Source organism: Treponema sp. Marseille-Q4130, assembly GCF_014334325.1.
Lineage (GTDB): Bacteria > Spirochaetota > Spirochaetia > Treponematales > Treponemataceae > Treponema_D.
This window is the reverse complement of the sequence record NZ_JACSET010000010.1, coordinates 43,267-59,276: the sequence shown is the minus strand read 5'-3', so window position 1 is coordinate 59,276 and position 16,010 is coordinate 43,267. Positions and strand designations below refer to the sequence as shown.

The 16,010-nt window shown below is 51.1% G+C and carries 14 protein-coding genes and 1 pseudogene; 9 read left to right on the top strand and 6 right to left on the bottom strand.

Features of this window, described 5'->3' with window-relative positions; all coding sequences use genetic code 11:
* Positions 1 to 57 precede the first annotated feature (57 nt).
* On the top strand, positions 58 to 360 hold the full coding sequence (locus H9I36_RS10650; RefSeq protein WP_187385338.1) for a hypothetical protein: 303 nt from the start codon (positions 58 to 60) through the stop codon (positions 358 to 360).
* 14 nt (positions 361 to 374) lie between these two features.
* A complete protein-coding gene (locus H9I36_RS10645) occupies positions 375 to 1,055 on the top strand; it encodes a CAP domain-containing protein (protein ID WP_187385337.1) in 681 nt (226 codons plus the stop codon).
* Positions 1,056 to 1,230: 175 nt separating this feature from the next.
* Here the strand turns inward: H9I36_RS10645 and H9I36_RS10640 are convergent, their stop codons facing one another.
* Positions 1,231 to 2,466, bottom strand: a complete 1,236-nt coding sequence (locus H9I36_RS10640; RefSeq protein ID WP_187385336.1) for an MFS transporter — start codon at positions 2,464 to 2,466, stop codon at positions 1,231 to 1,233.
* 445 nt (positions 2,467 to 2,911) lie between these two features.
* Here H9I36_RS10640 and H9I36_RS10635 point away from each other — a divergent pair.
* A pseudogene (locus H9I36_RS10635) lies at positions 2,912 to 4,456 on the top strand (methyl-accepting chemotaxis protein); the annotation flags it as partial.
* Between the two features lie 210 nt (positions 4,457 to 4,666).
* Here H9I36_RS10635 and ppdK read toward each other — a convergent pair.
* The 3 genes from ppdK to H9I36_RS10620 form a co-directional block, all read right to left on the bottom strand.
* Complete coding sequence (gene ppdK, locus H9I36_RS10630; protein ID WP_187385334.1) at positions 4,667 to 7,537, bottom strand: pyruvate, phosphate dikinase; 2,871 nt, start codon at positions 7,535 to 7,537, stop codon at positions 4,667 to 4,669.
* 234 nt (positions 7,538 to 7,771) lie between these two features.
* A complete protein-coding gene (gene rlmB / locus H9I36_RS10625; RefSeq protein ID WP_187385333.1) occupies positions 7,772 to 8,704 on the bottom strand; it encodes a 23S rRNA (guanosine(2251)-2'-O)-methyltransferase RlmB in 933 nt (310 codons plus the stop codon).
* A gap of 12 nt (positions 8,705 to 8,716) precedes the next feature.
* Positions 8,717 to 9,220: a YchJ family protein gene (locus tag H9I36_RS10620; protein WP_187385332.1), complete on the bottom strand. Its 504-nt coding sequence runs from the start codon at positions 9,218 to 9,220 to the stop codon at positions 8,717 to 8,719.
* A 338-nt stretch (positions 9,221 to 9,558) separates the two neighbouring features.
* Between H9I36_RS10620 and H9I36_RS10615 the strand changes: the two genes are divergently transcribed.
* A complete protein-coding gene (locus H9I36_RS10615) occupies positions 9,559 to 10,419 on the top strand; it encodes a flagellin N-terminal helical domain-containing protein (RefSeq protein ID WP_187385331.1) in 861 nt (286 codons plus the stop codon).
* 28 nt (positions 10,420 to 10,447) lie between these two features.
* On the opposite strand, the gene H9I36_RS10610 is transcribed toward H9I36_RS10615, so the two are convergent.
* Positions 10,448 to 10,588 carry a hypothetical protein gene (locus H9I36_RS10610; RefSeq protein ID WP_187385330.1) on the bottom strand — a complete coding sequence of 47 codons (141 nt, stop codon included), beginning with the start codon at positions 10,586 to 10,588 and terminating at the stop codon, positions 10,448 to 10,450.
* 629 nt (positions 10,589 to 11,217) lie between these two features.
* On the bottom strand, positions 11,218 to 11,349 hold the full coding sequence (locus H9I36_RS12950; RefSeq protein WP_255422732.1) for a hypothetical protein: 132 nt from the start codon (positions 11,347 to 11,349) through the stop codon (positions 11,218 to 11,220).
* 214 nt (positions 11,350 to 11,563) lie between these two features.
* Here H9I36_RS12950 and H9I36_RS10605 point away from each other — a divergent pair, with 214 nt between their 5' ends.
* From H9I36_RS10605 to H9I36_RS10585, 5 genes are all read left to right on the top strand, one after another.
* On the top strand, positions 11,564 to 11,881 hold the full coding sequence (locus H9I36_RS10605) for a hypothetical protein (protein WP_187385329.1): 318 nt from the start codon (positions 11,564 to 11,566) through the stop codon (positions 11,879 to 11,881).
* Between the two features lie 209 nt (positions 11,882 to 12,090).
* Entirely contained in the window at positions 12,091 to 14,289 is a 2,199-nt protein-coding gene (gene dnaX / locus H9I36_RS10600; RefSeq protein WP_187385328.1) for a DNA polymerase III subunit gamma/tau, read from the top strand.
* Positions 14,290 to 14,601: a YbaB/EbfC family nucleoid-associated protein gene (locus H9I36_RS10595; RefSeq protein WP_187385327.1), complete on the top strand. Its 312-nt coding sequence runs from the start codon at positions 14,290 to 14,292 to the stop codon at positions 14,599 to 14,601. It abuts the gene before it with no gap.
* Positions 14,598 to 15,188 carry a recombination mediator RecR gene (recR, locus tag H9I36_RS10590; protein WP_187385326.1) on the top strand — a complete coding sequence of 197 codons (591 nt, stop codon included), beginning with the start codon at positions 14,598 to 14,600 and terminating at the stop codon, positions 15,186 to 15,188. The genes H9I36_RS10595 and recR overlap by 4 nt, the downstream gene beginning before the upstream one ends.
* A 457-nt stretch (positions 15,189 to 15,645) precedes the next feature.
* Positions 15,646 to 16,002: a helix-turn-helix transcriptional regulator gene (locus tag H9I36_RS10585; protein ID WP_187385325.1), complete on the top strand. Its 357-nt coding sequence runs from the start codon at positions 15,646 to 15,648 to the stop codon at positions 16,000 to 16,002.
* Positions 16,003 to 16,010 lie beyond the last annotated feature (8 nt).

Sequence of the window (16,010 nt, the reverse complement as noted above, 5' to 3'; positions counted from 1 at the left end):
ATCCCTGTGGTACTGCTCCCTGTGGTACTGCCGCCGAAAATACGGTATAGTTGCAGTATGATCATAACGCACACAAAACTGCTCCTGCTCTTCGTGCTCTTTATCGGAGCGGGCTCGGCGTTTACGGTAACCGGAGCCTATATGCTTTCGAAAAAATACCTCGCGTCCCTCGGTGACAAAAAGCGGCTCGGAAAAGCTACCGGGAGCGCATCGTTCGCACTCGGCGTTCTCACGCTTGCAACGGGCATCATGTTTTTTGTCGCACCCGATGCGGCGGCATACATCGTCGTCATCTATCTTGCGCTTTTATTCTTACTCGCATGCGGTGCAATGATCGCCGCAAAAGCGAAAAACAAATAGACAGAGGTACATATATGAAAAATCAGAAAATGAAACATATCGTAAAAATTATTAAAATCTCCGCCGCCGCTTTGCTGCTCGCGGCGATATCGGTATCGTGCGGGAATATAGCGGAATATAATTTTGATGATTTGGGAACCTATGATGAAGCAACTGCATGGAACTTAAATACCGTCGATACCGCCCGTACGGTAGATTATCTTTCTGATTTGGAAAAAGATGTCCTTCTTGAAATCAATAAAGCTCGTACCGATCCGCGTGCCTATGCCGCGCTGTATTTGCTGCCCTCTGTTAAAGACGGCAGCGCAAGCGCGGCAATAAAAGAATGCATCATTGAAATGAAAAATACGAAAGCACTAAAAGCGCTGCAACCCGGCAAAGGACTAGCACTTGCGGCGCAAGAGTGGGTTCGCTTGCAAGGGCCGAGTGAATATATCGGGCACGATATGAATTTGCGGGTACGTTTGGCAAAATATTGTTATTTCGGTTATTACAGCGAAAACATCTCTTACGGCTATAACGATGCAAGAAAAATCGTCATCCAACTTTTGGAAGACGATAAAGTGCCGGGACGCGAACACCGGAAAACTATTTTGAGCCGTGCTTTTACGCACGTCGGTATCGGCTGCGGGACGCATAAAAGATACAACTATATGTGCGTTCAGGACTTTGCAGAACGATACAAAGATAAATAGATAGTATCAAATCAACAAACCCGACGCAGCCTCGCAGCGAAGATTCAAGCGGCATCGGGTACAGTGCTCAACGTTTCGTACCGTATGTTCTCATAAGGCGTTGCAGTCGGGCTTTATACGGCCCAGAGCGCCGGGATATTAAACCCTCCGCACGAATAAATTATTAAGCTGATTTTCACACAATCGATTCGGGCCGCCGTTTTGTCAGCCGTACGAGCCGCTCGTGAGACGCAATCATGAGAACGCAAAACAGCAGCACGTATGCGGGCAAAAGAGAGATGCCGAATCTGTCGGCGATAAAACCGAAGAGCGGCGGCAGAGCGCAAGTGCCTATATACGCGCTTGCCATCTGTACGCCGATGACCGCCTGCGACTTATCCGCCCCGAAATGATGCGGCGTCGCGTGTATGAGGCTCGGAAAAACGGGCGCGCAGCCGAGCCCTATGAGCGCAAAACCTAAAAGCGTGAACGCGTTTCCAAAGGGTAAAAAGAGCAATATCACTCCGGCAAGGATAACGATTTCACCGAAGCGCACCATCTGCGTATCGTTCAAATACATCGAAATAAAACCGCCGAGCGCGCGGCCGGCGGTGATACCGAGGTAGACGAGGCTCGCATAGCGCGCCGCGACGTCCGCGGAAACGCCGCCCTGCAAAACCGCATAACTAGCCGCCCAAAGACCGCTCGTCTGCTCCACTGCAGAATAACAAAAAAACGAAAGCATCACCGTTTTTGCGCCGGGTAAATTAATAATTTCTTTAAGCGAAAGCGGACGGGTATACTCAGAGTCGAATGTGAAAGGCTCCGTCGTCTTCGGTACGGAAGATTGCGCATCGACTGAACGCCTATCGCTTCCACCTCTATCGTTTCGCTTCCAAAGCGGCAAACTGAAAACGAGAAGCGCCGTCAAGACAATCTGCAGCACTGCGATCGCGCGATAGCCCATATTCCACGTGTGCCCGTGCATGAGCGCAAAACCCATAACATAGGGACCGAGTGCGGCACCCACTCCCCACATACAGTGCAGCCAGCTCATGTGGCGGCTTTTGTAATGCAGCGCGACGTAATTGTTCAGCGACGCATCTACGCTGCCCGCACCGAGCCCGTACGGGAGCGCTAAAAAGACGAGCGCATAAAACGAGTGCGCGAGCGAAAAACCGAAAAGCGCAAACGCGGTCAGTGCAACGCTCGCGGCGGTCACCCGTCCGGTTCCGAATCTTTTCGTCAGTCGATCGCTCTGCAAACTCGAAACAACCGTTCCGAAAGCGATGATCATAGAAATGATGCCGGCGCAAGAAACATTTACGCCGAATTCGCGGTACATAACGGGCCAGGCGGAGCCGAGCAGCGCATCCGGCAAACCGAGGCTGATAAAGGCAATATAGATGACGGCGAGCAGCACGTAAAACATAAAAAAAGTATAGCAGGATTTTACCGATAATGCCAGCGGAAAATTATTATTTATTATGAAAGCTTGTTATGTTTCGGTCGTGTTGGACACATATATTTTTTATGTTATAATTATTTAATATAGGAGCATTGAAATGGACAATACGTCTTTTATCCCGCAGAAAAAAAATACTGACGTCAAAACGACGGCACGTCGGAGAACTTTGGGCTTTCAAATCGGCGGCATATTTTTTTGCGCAACACTGTTATTCGTCGGGATCATGCTTCCGATCACCGTCCGCATTATTAAGACAACATCGCAAAATGCCGTAAACATAACGGCAGGCAAACACATAGACAGCGCTTTGAATACGCTGCAAAGCTATCTTGAAACTTTATACGGACATCTTCGCGTTCAGGGCGATACATTTCGAGGAACGGAAAAAGTCGTTACGCAGGATGTCATCGACAATATTTCCCGCCAGCTCGGAACGGCAGTCACTCTGTTTTCACTCGAAAACGGTGAATTTAAAAGCATCCTTTCTACGGTAAAACTGAAAGACGGTAAGAGAGCGGTAGGAACTTATTTGGCAAGAGGCGAAGCATACGATACCGTAATGCAAAATAAAGCGTATAAGGGAAGCGCCGATATACTGGGCGAACTGTTCCTCACCGAATACCGACCGGTGGTAGAAAACGGTGCCATACAGTATCTTTTATTTTGCGGCATAACGATAACCGAAGCGAAGGAAAGCGTTCGGACGAGTCTGAATAAAATCCTTATCACGATTATTACGCTGTCGGTTATCGGTTTGTTCATCATAACGGCAGCGAGTGCCGCCGTCGTAAAACGAGCGGTCGTTCGTCCTATTTCGGGAATGATCGGTATTTTACACGATGTAGGCGAAGGGGATTTAACCGCCCGCTTACCGTTGAGCGGAAACAGCGAAATCACCGATTTTTCAAAATACTTCAATCAGACGCTCGATAAAATGCACAGTGCATTGCAAGCGGTTCATACCAACGGCAATATAATGAACGATGTCGGCGACGAACTCGTTTCCAATATGACGGCAACCGCAAGCGCCGTACACCAAATCAGCGCGAATATCGACGGCGTAAAACAGCAGGCGCTCACGCAGGCTGCAAGCGTTACCCAAACCGCAGCTGCTATTGAAGAAATCGTACGTACGATAAAACAGCTCAACGCCAGTATCGAAACGCAAGCGGCAAGCGTCGCCGAATCCTCTTCCGCAGTGGAACAGATGGTTGCAAATATCGATTCGATCGGACAGACGCTCGGAAAAACGGATGACGTTATTAAAACACTTGCAAGTGCTACCGCAGACGGGAAAGATACGCTTGCAATGTCGAATACCGTTACGCAAAAAATTGCCGAAGAATCGGGAAGTCTTTTGGAAGCTTCGAGCGTTATCGAGCACATAGCAAGCCAGACAAACCTGCTCGCAATGAACGCTGCGATCGAAGCTGCGCACGCGGGAGAAGCAGGCAAGGGATTCGCGGTTGTCGCGGACGAGATACGAAAACTTGCAGAAGATTCTGCAGCTCAAGGCAAAACCATAACGTCAACGCTTAAAACTCTGTCGGGTGAAATCGAAACGCTTTCCGCAGCTTCAAAAACGGTCGAAGAAAAATTCAATACGATTTTTACTCTGGCCGAACAGGTAAAAGCGATGAGCGATCGGCTCACGGATTCCATGCGGGAACAGGAAAACGGCAGTAAAGAAGTTTTAAACGCGATAAAAAGCATCAATACGGTGACAACGGAAGTGCAAGCGGGATCGGAAGAAATGCTGAAAGGCGGCGAAGGAGCCGCTTCGGAGATGCAAAAGCTCGGCAATCTTACCCGCATCATAACCGACAGCATGAACGAGATGGCCGCCGGTGCCGTACAGATCAATAATGCTGTACAGGATGTAAACACGATTACGCAAAAAAACAAATACAGTATTCAAAACTTAACGGAAGAAGTCGGAAAATTTAAAATTTAATAATTCGCGTATCTCTGCACGGTGAAGATACCATGCCCTGCAGCGCGGTATTGTAAAACACCGCAGGCGATACTCCCGACGCAGACTGTCGATGCAGTCGGCTTTATACGACGCGGTATGTGAGATAACCCTCCGCAGGAATAAAAAAAACCGTCCGACATTTCGCTCTCGCGTTTGTCGGACGGTTTTCGCTGTCACATGCAGCTTACATTATTTTTTTGCTTTCTTCGCGGTTTTCGTTGCAGCAGGCTTTTTAGCAGCGGCTTTTTTTGCCGGAGCTTTCTTTGTCGCTTTTGCCGCAACTTTTTTCTGTGCTGCTTTTTTCACCGTTTTTACGGCAGGCTTTTTTGCCGGAGCTTTTTTTGCAGCCGTTTTCTTAGCGGCGGCTTTTTTCGCTTTTGCCGCGCGGATGACCGCTTGTGCCGCCGAAAGGCGCGCGATCGGTACGCGGTAGGGCGAGCACGAAACGTAATCGAGACCGACGCGATAGCAGAAGTCGATCGTTGCAGGATCGCCTCCGTGTTCGCCGCAGATGCCGATGTGCATTTCCGGTTTCACTTCGCGCGCAGCCGTAACCGCCATATCCATGAGCTTACCGACACCCTTTTCATCGAGCGTCTTGAACGGATCGTCGCCGAGGATGTTGCGATGGTAGTACGCATCGAGAAATTTTCCCGCATCGTCGCGGCTGAAGCCGAAAGTCAGCTGAGTCAAATCGTTCGAGCCGAAGCTGTAGAAATCCGCAACTTTTGCGATCTCTCCGGAAAGGAGCGCCGCGCGCGGAACCTCGATCATCGTACCGATTTCGATTGCGACTTTCATGCCGCTTTCTTTTTCGATCTTCGTGATGACTGCTTCGCATTCGTTGCGGATCGTCGCAAGCTCTGTCGGTTCGCACACGATCGGGATCATGATCATCGGGCGGACGGAAATGCCGCGTTTTTTGCATTCGATTGCGGCAAGCGTAACGGCTTCCGTCTGCATTTTGTAGATTTCGGGATAGGTGATCGTAAGACGGCAACCGCGGTGACCGAGCATGGGGTTGAATTCTTTGAGCGAGTTGAAGCGTGCGGTGAGCGTTTCAACCGACACGTCGATGCCTTCTTCTTTCAGCACTTGCTGCACTTTGCGCGTTCCCTCTTCGTCCTTCGGAATAAATTCGTGGAGCGGCGGATCAAGGAAGCGGATGATGACGGGCTTGCCCTTCATCGCGTCGAAGATGCCGGAAAAATCTTTTTTCTGCAGCGGCATAATTTTCGCAAGCGCTTTTTCGCGCGCAGCAGTCGTATCGGATGCTATCATCGCCTGGAAGTATACGAGTTTTGCGGGATCGAAGAACATGTGTTCCGTGCGGCACAGTCCGACGCCTTCCGCACCGAAGTTGAACGCAGCCTGCGCCTGATCGGGCTGGTCGGCATTTGCGCGGACACCGAAACCTTTGATCGTCGATTTGCCGACTTTGCGGACTGATCCGTTGCGGATTTCATCGCACCATTTCATAAAGGTGCCGAAGTCGCCGGTGATCTGCGGTTCTTTTGTCGGGATCTGTCCGGCGTATACGTTGCCCGTTGAACCGTCGATCGTAAGCCATTCGCCCTGTTTGTACGATTTGCCGTTGACGGTAATGGCGCCGTTGGAAAATTGAATCGCTTCAACACCCGAAACGCAGGGCTTGCCCATCTGGCGCGCGACGACAGCCGCGTGCGATGTGCGTCCGCCCGTTGCGGTGAGGATGCCCTGAGCTGCCGCCATACCGGCGATATCGTCCGGACTCGTCTCTTTGCGGACGAGCAGCACTTTTTCTCCCGCTTTAGCAAGCTTTTCAGCTTCGTCGGCGGTAAACACGATTTTACCGCAGCCCGCACCCGGAGAAGCGTTCAAGCCGCTCGCGATGACACCGGCCTGCTTCGCCGCGTCTTTGTCGATCATCGGGTGGAGCAGCTGGTCGATCTGATCCGCTTCGACGCGGAGAATCGCCTCTTCCTTTGTAATAAGCTTTTCGCCGACCATATCGACTGCCATCTTGACAGCGGCGGGACCGGTGCGTTTACCGTTGCGGCACTGAAGCATATAAAGCTTGCCCTGCTGAACGGTGAATTCCATGTCCTGCATATCGTGATAGTGCTTTTCGAGGTTGTTGCGGATTTTGATAAGTTCGTCGTATATTTTCGGATTGTCTTTTTTCAGCTGACTGATTTCCTCAGGCGTGCGGATACCGGCAACGACGTCTTCGCCCTGCGCGTTTATCAAATATTCGCCGAAGAATTTATTTTCACCGGTCGAAGGACTGCGGCTGAAGCATACACCCGTACCGGAATCGTTGCCCATATTGCCGAACACCATCGCCATAACCGTGACGGCCGTTCCTTTCAAGCCTTTAATATTGTTGAGTTCGCGGTACTTGATGGCGCGTGCGTTCATCCACGAACCGAAAACCGCGTTGATCGCGTGCCACATCTGCTTTTCCGGATCCTGCGGGAATTCCGTTCCCGTCGTCTTTTGATACAGCGCTTTGTATTTTGCGACGATTTCCTGAAGCTCGGACGTATCGAGTTCGTTGTCGAGTTTTTTGCCTGCACGAGCTTTCGCTTCCGAAAGGATTTTTTCGAATTCCTCGTGCGGAACGCCCATCGCGACGTCGCCGAACATCTGAATAAAGCGGCGGTATGCATCCCACGCAAAGCGCGGGTTGTTCGTCTTTTTCGCAAGACCGAGCACCGATTTGTCGTTGAGGCCGAGGTTAAGGATCGTGTCCATCATACCGGGCATGGAACTCGCAGCGCCCGAGCGGACGGAAACGAGCAGCGGATCGTCCTCTGCGCCGAGTTTTTTGCCGAACGCACGTTCGAGCTTTGCAAGATTCGTCGCGACGTCGGAATACAGTTCTTTCGGATACTTTCTGTCATTATCGTAGTACATCTTGCACACATCGGTTGAAATGGTGAATCCCGGCGGAACCGGAACACCAATGTTCGTCATTTCGGCAAGGTTCGCACCTTTGCCTCCGAGTTCCGCGCGCATATCGGCGTTGCCCTCGGCTTTTTTGTTACCGAAAAAATAAACGAGTTTTGTCTTTGCCATGTAATAACTCCATACAAGGATTGAGAGATAAGATAATAAAATAATACAAAGAATTGACGGCGATGTCAATGCGGTTACCGTGCGATAATTATTAACAAAATAAAAATCGATAATAACAATGACGCAATATGCGACGAGGCGCCGTGTCATGTACAACGGCGCGGACAAATCAAAACAAAGGAACCGAACGGACGTCCACGACAAGGAAGTACGCGTTTTTTTTACATGATATTTTTATGTTCCGAAACGCCGGTAACGTTCATACAGCAAAATGCCGGCAGCGACAGACACGTTCAAACTGTCGATCTTTCCGCACGTCGGAACAGATACGATCGCATCGCACTGCTTTGCAAGGAGCGGTGAAATCCCCTTTCCTTCACTTCCCATGACGATGACCGTTTTCCGTGCAAAGTCGACGGAGCCGAGCGCCTCTCCTCCCGCATCTGCGCCGTACACCCAAAAACCCGCGTCTTTCAATCGCTGCACGGCTCGCACCGCATTCGGTACGATGCTCACGGGAACCCACGCTGCAGCTCCCGCGCTGGAACGGGCGATCACTTCGCTGTGGGCAATGTCGTTTGCGCTCCTAGCCTGCGGCAGGATGACGAGGGAGACGCCGAACTGATCGCAGCTTCGGATGATCGCTCCGACGTTATGCGGATCGGTCACGGAATCGAGTACGAGCACCGTCATATACGGCGCGTCGTTTCGCACGGAAGCATTTTGTAATGAGCCGATATCTACTGCCGACTGCGGCGCGGCATTTTCTACGAAAGCGTTTTGCGTACCGGCTTGGGCGACAGCGTTTTTCACTGCGCCGTTTTGCAATGATGCGGCTTGCGTCGATGAAACTTCGGGATGAGGCGGAAGAGAAGCGATCCATTCGTCAAAATCGACGATATTGTGCGTGCCCTCCGATTCACCCGAAACGCAGAGCACGATGCCGCGGTGGTCGCGCGCCGTTTCGGAAAGCGGTGCAACAAGCGAAACGAGGGCATCGTCGTCGGTCTGTTCGCACGGGATGTCTTCCCGCTTTGCAAGCGCGATGATTTTTTTTGCGCGAGGCCCCGCTTTACTCCAGAGAATGCGCATACGCTTTTCGCCGAGCGAAGCGCTTCGTATGCGCTCTTCGATTGCGTGAAAGCCCGTGACGATCCGTTCAGCCATATCGCACCGCGACTACCGTCCGCAGCATTGTTTGTATTTTTTCCCGCTGCCGCAGGGACAGGGATCGTTTCGCCCGATTTTTTTGCCTTCCCGCCGGATCGTCGTTGTTTTGAGATTGCCCGTCGTATACAGCCATTCGCCGTCGGATTTTTCGAACGCTGCGGTTTCGTGATGCTTGTCGCGAAGCCCGTGACGCGTATAATCGGCTTCGAATTCGACGATGCCTTCCGTATCGCCTGCCGTGCCTTTTTCGGTACGCAGAATTTTCAAGCCGTGCCACACGGACTGCTTGCTCCAATCCTCCGTCGCTTTGCGGTCTATATCGCCTCGACCTTCACCCTCTTTGCACGTGTTTACGATAAAGTCGATTTCATGTACGACGTAGGCCGTGTACCGCGCGCGCATGAGGGCTTCGGCCGTAGCGGCCTTTGTTTTACCGGTGATGACGGGTCCGCAGCAGTCCGCATATTTTTTGCCGGAACCGCACGGGCACATATCAATGTTTTCGTTAACCATAACAGGAGTATAGCACCAACATTCTTTAGAATTCAACAGTCGAACAAAATATCAATTTTGGAGAATGTTGAATTCGTGCGCGGAAGCGCACAGTTAATAAGCGATGTTTCGGCTTCGTCCGAAACTCGAAGTTAAATTGAACGGCGCAATGTCAGACGTTCAATTTAAACCTTCCTTAAAATTCAAGGATTTCATGCACAGTTGTTTGCGCGCTTCCTAAAAAAAATAAAAAAAATGCTAATGTCTTTTTGCCGAATTCCGATGATTAGTATGTAAGGTGATAAAACCAAAACAAGCCGAGTACGGTTTGTCTGATACCAAAGCTGAAGGAGATTACTATGGTTATCAATCACAATATGAGCGCTATGTTTGCAACTCGCGCTGAGGGACTCACGGAGGTTTCCCAACAGAAAGACATGGAAAAGCTGTCCTCTGGTATGAGAATAAACCGTGCAGGAGACGATGCTTCCGGCCTCGCCGTTTCGGAAAAAATGCGCAGCCAGATTCGCGGCTTGAATCAGGCATCGACGAACGCGCAAAACGGCATTTCGTTCATTCAGACGACGGAAGGTTATCTGCAGGAAACGACCGACATTATCCAGCGCATCCGTGAACTGGCCGTTCAGGCATCCAACGGTATTTACAGCGCTGAAGACCGCATGATGATCCAAGTCGAAGTTTCTTCGCTCATTGCGGAAGTCGACCGCGTTGCAAGCGCAGCGCAGTTCAACGGCATGAATATGCTCACCGGCCGCTTTGCCCGTCCGACGGGAGAAAACACGGTCACCGGTTCGATGTGGTTCCACATCGGGGCGAACATGGATCAGCGCACGCAAGTTTACATCGGCACGATGTCCGCTATGGCACTCGGTCTCCGCAACGTCGGCGACGAATCGATCATGACTCTCGAAACGCCGGATGAAGCGAACCGTGCGATCGGTACGCTCGACGAAGCGATCAAAAAAATCAACAAGCAGCGCGCCGACCTCGGTGCATATCAGAACCGTCTTGAAAAGACGGTGGTCGGTCTCGATATCGGTGCGGAAAACCTCCAGGCATCCGAGAGCCGCATCCGCGACGCCGACATGGCAAAAGAAACGGTTAACTTCACGAGAGACAGCGTTCTCTCACAGGCAGGCACGGCTATGATCGCACAAGCGAATCAATCAAGCCAAAATGTGCTGAGCTTACTTCGGTGAAATCGTCGTAAACGGCAGAAGTTGATACCTAAAGCTGCTCCATGCGTCCGAAATCGAACGCGGCGGAGCGGCTTTTTTGTTTTTTAAAGGTACGGATATTGCGAAACTCGTACACGGATGAATCTTTGCCGAACATAAAGTCGTCATTCGGATGACACCGTTTTGCCATCCCGCCTTCCGCGCTTCGGTAACCCTCATTCCCGCCGCCTCAATACTTTCTTTAATACGGCGGGAACGCTTCGCGGCGCTCCACGCGGGCATAGGCCGGAACGTTTAAGCGAGACGCTACAATGCCGCATCTCAAGGAAGGAAAAGTCGGATGTCGCGCTTCGCGCTCGTTGCAAGGTTGCGCGGGGAACTTCGCTCGATGCCCCGCTTTGCTGCGCAACTGCGTTGAAAACTGTGAAAAATATGTTATAATATTGATAAGATGCCGAAGCATCTTGCAAAAGTTTTTATAGGAGGGATGATCCAAAGCGCCGTCTGAAATGGCGCCGTCGCTTCGGATCTCGAGTTTGCGCGGATGTTTGCGAAAGATGTGTATACGTATCGTTTCGATAAAAATCGAATGAGTACGATACACTGTATTTTGCAAATTCGACGTGTGCGCGCACGCGCACGGCTAAAAACTTTTTCGAAAATTGATTCGAAGTCCGCGAAAGCGGACACGTAGAATCAGTTCTTTGCAGAACGAGCCGGAGGCTCTAGCATCCTGCAAAAGTTTTTAGAGGAGGTTCGCATGAACAAAACAAAATCACGCCTACATGTTTGTATAGGGGGGGGGCTCGGTAAAACCCTTTAAAAAAAGATACCGATTACAGCGGCGGGCGCTTTATTATTTGCCGCAGCGCTCGTCTTTACAAGCTGCTCGAACGACAGCGGTTCGGGAGCGCCGCAAGCACCCTTTGTCGAAGGCGGTGCTTCGCTCATCTTAAGCTCCGATAAACCCAACATCAAAGTTAAAGTAACAACATCCGATAGTTCCGCCGTTACGGTAGAAGGCTGCGACAAAGCGACGCTTACAAGCGGCACCGAAACCGAACTGCGCGCAGCCGGTACAACCGTGATTCTAAAAGGCAAGATTACCGAATTGACCTGCTGCGAAAATAAGCTTATCGCGCTCAATGTGCGGGGATGTTCCGCTTTGGAATCTCTGGATTGCTGCGAAAATCAGCTTGCAACTCTAAACGTGCAGGGCTTGACCGCTTTGGAATGTCTGGATTGCGTCTGCAATCAGCTTGCTGCAGCTGCATTTAAAAAGATATTTGACGATTTACCGACGCGGGATGCCGGCGATAATGCAGTATGTTATCTTTACTTCGAACACCCCGGCGTTCCCGAAGGCAATCACACAGACTTTACCGTACCTGATGCACTGAAAAACGCCTTTGAAACCGCGAAAACCGACAAGAACTGGAAGATGTATAAGTATTATTCAAACGGGACTGAGGAAGAGATTTAATTGATAATGGGTAGTGGTAATTACACATTACCCATTACACATTAAAAACCTGCTTCCGCGCTTGGGAAAATGACGGTCTTTGCCGCAGTCCCGCATCGGCTGGTAAACCGATCCGTACGGCTGAACGATTGACGACATTCGTAGCGTTTAGATTGACGCGCTTCGCCTTTCCCGTTGCCGATTTCGGCGTTTTATATTACACTCATTTTATGGCTTACGAAGTTACGGCGACGCGGCGGCGACCGCAGCAATTTTCCGATTTGGTCGGACAGGAATTTGTTGCGGAAACTTTGAAAAATTCGATCACGTCGCATCAGATCGCTCATGCGTATTTGTTTTCCGGTCCGCGCGGCTGCGGCAAAACGTCTACGGCGCGCATCCTCGCAAAAGCGCTCAACTGCGAAAACGGGCCGACGCCTGCTCCGTGCGGCACTTGCGCGCATTGTACGGAAATCACGAAAGGCGCGAGTCTCGACGTTATCGAAATAGACGGTGCGTCGAATACGAGCGTGAACGACGTGCGCCAAATCAAAGACGAAGTGATGTTCCCGCCGAATTCGTCTCGCTATAAAATCTATATCATCGACGAAGTGCACATGCTTTCGACGAGTGCATTCAACGCGCTTTTAAAAACGATCGAAGAGCCGCCGCCTTACGTCGTATTTATCTTTGCGACGACGGAGCTGCAAAAAGTTCCGGCTACGATCAAAAGCCGCTGTCAGCAATTCAATTTTCGTCTCGTTTCCGCAGAAAAGATAAAGGATTTGCTTGCCGATGCGGTACGTGAATTGTCGATCCAAGCCGACGACGAAGCGCTCTATTGGATTGCACGAGAGGCGACCGGTTCGATCCGCGACGCGTATACGCTTTTCGATCAGGTTGCGGCGTTCAGCGACGGCGTCATCACGTACGATAAGATCCGCGACAAGCTCGGTCTCGTCGGCGTGGACAGGCTCAACGAATTATTTGAAAAGTGTGCGGCGGGCAAAGCCGACGACGCGATCGGCGTGCTCGACGCGTATCTCGAATCGGGCATTTCGATCGAACAGCTGATCGCAAACAGTACGAATTATATCCGAAGTCTTTTATTGATTAAAAACGGCATTACAAAAGAATCGCTGCTCGGCAGTTCGGCCGAACGTTACAGTTCCGCCGTCATCGAAGCGTGGAATACGGTACAAGTCGAGCGCGCGCTTTCGATCTTTTTGCAGCTCTACCGCGACATCCGCTATTCGCTTTCGCCGCGCTATGAGCTCGAACTTGCGTTTTCGCGTTTGTGTTGGCTTTCCGAGTACGTGTCGCCCGCCGAAGTCAAATCCGCGATCGATTCCGCCCGTGCATTGTTGACGGCGGGGCATCCTGCGCATTCGGTGCAAGACGCGGGACACGCTGCACAAAACGATGCGGCGGCAGGGCGGGTTGCGCATCAATCGATCGAAAGCAATGCGGCGAATGCACAATCTGCCGGGCAATCGTCCGGAACCGATGCGGCGGCAGGACGGGCTGCGCGTCAATCGATCGGGGGCAATGCGGCGTATACGCAAACTGCCTCTCCCTTGGTGCCTGACGGTATTGCCGGCGAAAACGGAGGAAGTTCGCAAAGTACGGCTCAAAACGCTTTTGCCCCTTCGGCACAAACCGATCCAACGGTGGAGCAACCGCAAAGCGCGACTCGAAACGCTTTTACCCCTTCGGCGCAAAGCCGTGTAAGTGCAGAACTGCCTAAAGCAATGCCGCGTTTTTCAGCCCTCGCGGAAAAGCCGCCGGAGAACGAAAGCCCTTTTTATAACGGCGGGGCCGTGCCGCCTGAACAAGCGGCGGCGAAAGGCGACGAGCGTGCGGCGATGCCGTCGGAAATGCAGCCTCCGTTTCAAAGCGCTCCTTCATGGGGAGATGACTTTTCCTCCGACGATTTCGATGACAGCGATGAAGCCTTATCCGATGAAGACGGGGATGACAGAGGCGATGAGGATGCAAGTAACTCTTCCGAAGTAAGGGCATATATTCCCCCGCTGCGCGTTGAACATACCGGCGAAGCGGCGGATGAAGCCGAAGCCTATGTAACGGGCGGCGGCCGCACGATTACCATTGCCCAGCTTCGCGGGAGCGTTATCGCGGAACTCGGCATACACGATGCGCCGACGGCTGCAGCGCTTATGACGACAACTCCGTGGCAAATTTCAGGCGATGCGATTTCGACGCAAGCGGCAACGGCGTATCAAAAGGCGCAGCTTGAACGGCAGCGCGACGCGATTTTGCGGACGCTTGAAAAAGTATGCGAACGGCGCATGGATTTTTCGGTCGGTTTAAAAGAAGCCGAAAGTGCGGCGGGGCCGGCGGAAGTACCGCAGCAGGTAAAAATCCTGTGCAGCCTTTTTAAGGGAAGCATAGTAGGGGGAAAAATATAGATGAATCCGTTTGAATTATTGCAAAATACGGCAAAGCTCAAAGAAGAAGCGCAAAAGATGCAGGACGAGCTCGCCGCTTTATCCGCCGAGGGTTCGTCCGGCGGCAAAATGGTTACCGTTACCGTAAACGGAAAAATGGAGATGACTGCGATTCACATCGATCCCATTTGCGTCGATAAGCGCGATGTCGCGATGCTCGAAGATTTGATCGTCGCCGCTCACCACGATGCGATCGTCAATATACGGGAACAAATCAAAGCGAAAACCGGTTCACTTTTGCAGGGACTCAATATTCCCGGATTGAATATATGAACGCGCTCGAAGAACTCGTCGATTCGTTTGCACATCTTCCCGGCATCGGAAAAAAAAGCGCGTCGCGCATCGTGCATTATTTATTAAAATCCGATCGCGCCTATGTGAACCGTTTTTCAGAACAGCTTTCGGTGTTGCAGGACAGAATCAAACAGTGTTCGATCTGCGGTTCGTGGACGGAAGACGATCCCTGTCCTATCTGCTCGAACCCGCTCCGCGACAAAACCCTCATCTGCGTTGTCGAACAGCCGCAGGACGTGCAGACCATCGAAAGCGCGCATGAATACAGCGGTTTGTATCACGTGCTCGGCGGTGTGATTTCTCCGATCGACGGCATCGGTCCCGATCAGTTGCGCATCGCCTCTCTCCTTTCCCGCGTCAAAGACGAACGCATCGAAGAGATAATCATTGCGACGAATCCGACGGTCGAAGGCGATACGACGGCATTGTACGTGCAGCAGCTCCTTGCAAAAATCGGCGGCGTAAAAGTGACGCGTCTCGCATCGGGTATTCCCGTCGGCGGCGATTTGGAATACACCGATAAGCTGACTTTGATGCGGAGCTTCCGCGGCAGGATCGCGCTGTAATAAAAGATCGGGCAGGGAGATTTACTCCCTTCATCCGCCTCAGATCCGTAATGCAACCACCTCAGGCATTTCGTAATCCCCGTAAAGCCGTAACACACACGCTCGCCCCACACCGGTCATCTTCCGCCATAAAAAAAATCCTGCAGCGTATACCCCTGCTTTCATAAAACGGATAAAAAACTTGGCGAACAAACCAATATATGGTTATAATGTATAAGCAGATAGATGTACAGAGTAATACAAAAAAAGAAAATACTGAAAGCGGTTTTGAAAATGCCTGAGAGGGAATAAAAATTGTTTTCATACTTATTGGAAGATCTGCAGGAAACCCGTCCCATACAAAAAAGCTGGCCGAATTTCAGCACGCTCGGAAAAGATGAATACCACTGTCATTTATCATACCATTGGGTTGCCTGTTGGAAGGAAACGACAAAAGGAATCGAACTGGAGATATATTATGCAGGTAGTCGTGAAAACGCCCCCTATAAAAATTGAAGGTGATATACCGCAAGACTTACTTGCGTTTGTAAAAAAACGCTATCCTCATGCTACGGTTGAAGAAGATGATGATGAAGCATACGTGGAGATAATGGAAACCGACTGGTATAAAAATATTGTAAAGGAACGGACACCGCAAAAGACGTTGAAGCTGTTTCGCTATCGCGATAATCTGACGCAAGCGGCTTTGGCAAAAAAATTAGGGATTCCCGCACAACACGTTTCCGGAATGGAAACAGGGCATAGAACGATAAGTCCCCGTATGGCTCGGAAACTCGGCGAAATATTCGGCACAAAGTATCAAAATTTTTTATAAACGGAAGA

Coding starts and splice junctions, on each gene's coding strand:
- H9I36_RS10650 (WP_187385338.1), top strand. CDS start 58: ATGATCATAACGCACACAAAACTGCTCCTGCTCTTCGTGCTCTTTATC.
- H9I36_RS10645 (WP_187385337.1), top strand. CDS start 375: ATGAAAAATCAGAAAATGAAACATATCGTAAAAATTATTAAAATCTCC.
- H9I36_RS10640 (WP_187385336.1), bottom strand. CDS start 2,466: ATGTTTTACGTGCTGCTCGCCGTCATCTATATTGCCTTTATCAGCCTC.
- ppdK (WP_187385334.1), bottom strand. CDS start 7,537: ATGGCAAAGACAAAACTCGTTTATTTTTTCGGTAACAAAAAAGCCGAG.
- rlmB (WP_187385333.1), bottom strand. CDS start 8,704: ATGGCTGAACGGATCGTCACGGGCTTTCACGCAATCGAAGAGCGCATA.
- H9I36_RS10620 (WP_187385332.1), bottom strand. CDS start 9,220: ATGGTTAACGAAAACATTGATATGTGCCCGTGCGGTTCCGGCAAAAAA.
- H9I36_RS10615 (WP_187385331.1), top strand. CDS start 9,559: ATGGTTATCAATCACAATATGAGCGCTATGTTTGCAACTCGCGCTGAG.
- H9I36_RS10610 (WP_187385330.1), bottom strand. CDS start 10,588: ATGGCAAAACGGTGTCATCCGAATGACGACTTTATGTTCGGCAAAGAT.
- H9I36_RS12950 (WP_255422732.1), bottom strand. CDS start 11,349: ATGAGCGAAGCACCGCCTTCGACAAAGGGTGCTTGCGGCGCTCCCGAA.
- dnaX (WP_187385328.1), top strand. CDS start 12,091: ATGGCTTACGAAGTTACGGCGACGCGGCGGCGACCGCAGCAATTTTCC.
- H9I36_RS10595 (WP_187385327.1), top strand. CDS start 14,290: ATGAATCCGTTTGAATTATTGCAAAATACGGCAAAGCTCAAAGAAGAA.
- recR (WP_187385326.1), top strand. CDS start 14,598: ATGAACGCGCTCGAAGAACTCGTCGATTCGTTTGCACATCTTCCCGGC.
- H9I36_RS10585 (WP_187385325.1), top strand. CDS start 15,646: ATGCAGGTAGTCGTGAAAACGCCCCCTATAAAAATTGAAGGTGATATA.